Annotated in this window: 3 protein-coding genes and 1 pseudogene; all 4 read left to right on the forward strand. The window is 32.7% G+C overall.

Annotation, left to right across the window (positions count from 1 at the left end):
- Positions 1-377 precede the first annotated feature (377 nt).
- Positions 378-713, forward strand: a complete 336-nt coding sequence (locus OZD63_RS00935; protein ID WP_275007857.1) for a hypothetical protein — start codon at positions 378-380, stop codon at positions 711-713.
- 51 nt (positions 714-764) lie between these two features.
- Positions 765-1,439 carry an orotidine-5'-phosphate decarboxylase gene (gene pyrF, locus OZD63_RS00940; RefSeq protein ID WP_274979455.1) on the forward strand — a complete coding sequence of 225 codons (675 nt, stop codon included), beginning with the start codon at positions 765-767 and terminating at the stop codon, positions 1,437-1,439.
- 49 nt (positions 1,440-1,488) lie between these two features.
- Positions 1,489-1,773 carry a hypothetical protein gene (locus tag OZD63_RS00945; protein WP_275007859.1) on the forward strand — a complete coding sequence of 95 codons (285 nt, stop codon included), beginning with the start codon at positions 1,489-1,491 and terminating at the stop codon, positions 1,771-1,773.
- 30 nt (positions 1,774-1,803) lie between these two features.
- Positions 1,804-1,892 (forward strand): annotated as a pseudogene (locus OZD63_RS00950) (IS5/IS1182 family transposase); the annotation flags it as partial.

Here is a 1,892-nt window from a genome sequence, read left to right on the forward strand (position 1 = left end):
GCTTGCAAATGATTGTCCTTTCCTTCATTTCTCTCCTATTACGAAGATTTTAAACAGGTTCTAAGAAAATAGAAAGATTATGTAAAGAAAAACATATATTATATAATAAAAAAGAAGAATTATATAAAAGACAAGAAGAACTTTATGTAGAATTAGATGAGCTACAATGTAGATTTAAAGAAATTAATCAGAAAAATAAAAACTTATCTCAAGAATTAAAAAAGAAATTTGAAGAGTTAGATGAAGCAAATGGTTTAATTGAAAATCAGTCTTTTGAGTTAGACGAGGTAAGAAAAGATTGTAATAATGAAGTAAAAAGTTTAAGAAATTCACTTTTAGAGCGAGATAGTCAAATAGAACAACTTGAAGAAGGTTTTTTGAAAGAGAAGAAAGAACAAGTAAATTTTATGCAACTGTTGATAAACTGTATAACAGACCAAATAGAAGGACTAACAGGAGATAATGATGAAAAAGCAATATTAAACACGACTCAAATATTAAAGCTTGCGTTACAAAAAGAAATTGCACGACTTTTGCCAGACGAAACGCCTGCTTCTTCGCTGGAAGATCTTATATATGTATCATTGCCAGACGAAACATCTGTTCCTTTACATACAAGAGATTCTGGATATAGCAGTCGTTTATCCACTCCGACCAAACCTTTATCTCTATTAAATGAATACAGTCAATCCAATCAGAGTGCAAGAACTTGAAAATACAACAATTAGTCTTATTATAAAATAAATCATGCAAGGAAGTATACAATGAACCCAATAATATGCGCACTGGATACACAAGACTTAAATAAGGCTATTTCTCTAGCTAATACTCTGCGTGGTAAAGTTGGTATGGTAAAACTTGGGTTAGAATTTTTTGCTGCTCATGGTCTCTCTGGAGTGCAAGAAGTTGCAAAATGCAATGTACCAATTTTTTTAGATCTGAAATTGCATGACATTCCAAACACTGTAACTAAAACAGTTGAAGTAATAAAAGTTCTGAACGTTGAAATGTTAACTCTGCACATCAGCGGTGGAACAAAAATGCTTGAAGAAGCGCTAAGTGTAGTGCAAGGCACAAAAATAAAGCTGATTGGAGTGACAGTGCTAACTAGTATGAGCAATGAGGATTTAAACGAGCTTGGAGTAGCAAGAGAGGCAAAATCACAGGTAATTTTGCTTGCAAAGCTTGCAAAAAAGATTGGACTCCATGGAGTAGTCTGTTCTGCACTAGAAGCTCAAGAAGTGCGCCGAGAATGCGGTGAAGACTTTAAAATTATTACTCCAGGAATTCGTATAGATCCAGGTCATGACGACCAAAAAAGAACAGCAACACCAAAAGAAGCAATAAATTCAGGAGCTGATTATATCGTCATTGGCAGACCCATTACAAAAACTACAAGTAGTGCGGAGCTAATATTGAAATCCATGAAAGAATTTTAATATAATAACTTAATTTATAAAAATACTAACATATTAATTAGGAATAAGCATGAGTAATATCAATAGAATAATACGCGAAGTAATCAAGGAATTCCGCTCAAAATTACCAGATAAGGAAATAGAGGAATATTCTGGCAAATTGAATAAGCTGCATATCTACCAGTGCAATAAGCATATAATAGAAAATAAGAAGCTATATCATTATACAATAAATGGGAAAACCCATGCTATGGGTCAGCATGGGCATAATTTTGTCAAGAGTTTAGAAGTTATCTTGAGGAATAAGCCACAAATTTCCTTAGAACCTGTTAAGGATCTCGAAAATATGAGGTAGAATAAGCATAGTTAAGAAAGAGGTATATCTATGCAAAAAAGCTATCCAAGCGATATAAGTAAAGAACAATTTAAAAAAATTAGACCAATACTGGAGAGTAGCAGAAAGAAAACAAAACC

The organism is Wolbachia endosymbiont of Drosophila leontia (assembly GCF_028981785.1).
GTDB lineage: Bacteria > Pseudomonadota > Alphaproteobacteria > Rickettsiales > Anaplasmataceae > Wolbachia > Wolbachia pipientis.

Coding starts and splice junctions, on each gene's coding strand:
- pyrF (WP_274979455.1), top strand. CDS start 765: ATGAACCCAATAATATGCGCACTGGATACACAAGACTTAAATAAGGCT.
- OZD63_RS00945 (WP_275007859.1), top strand. CDS start 1,489: ATGAGTAATATCAATAGAATAATACGCGAAGTAATCAAGGAATTCCGC.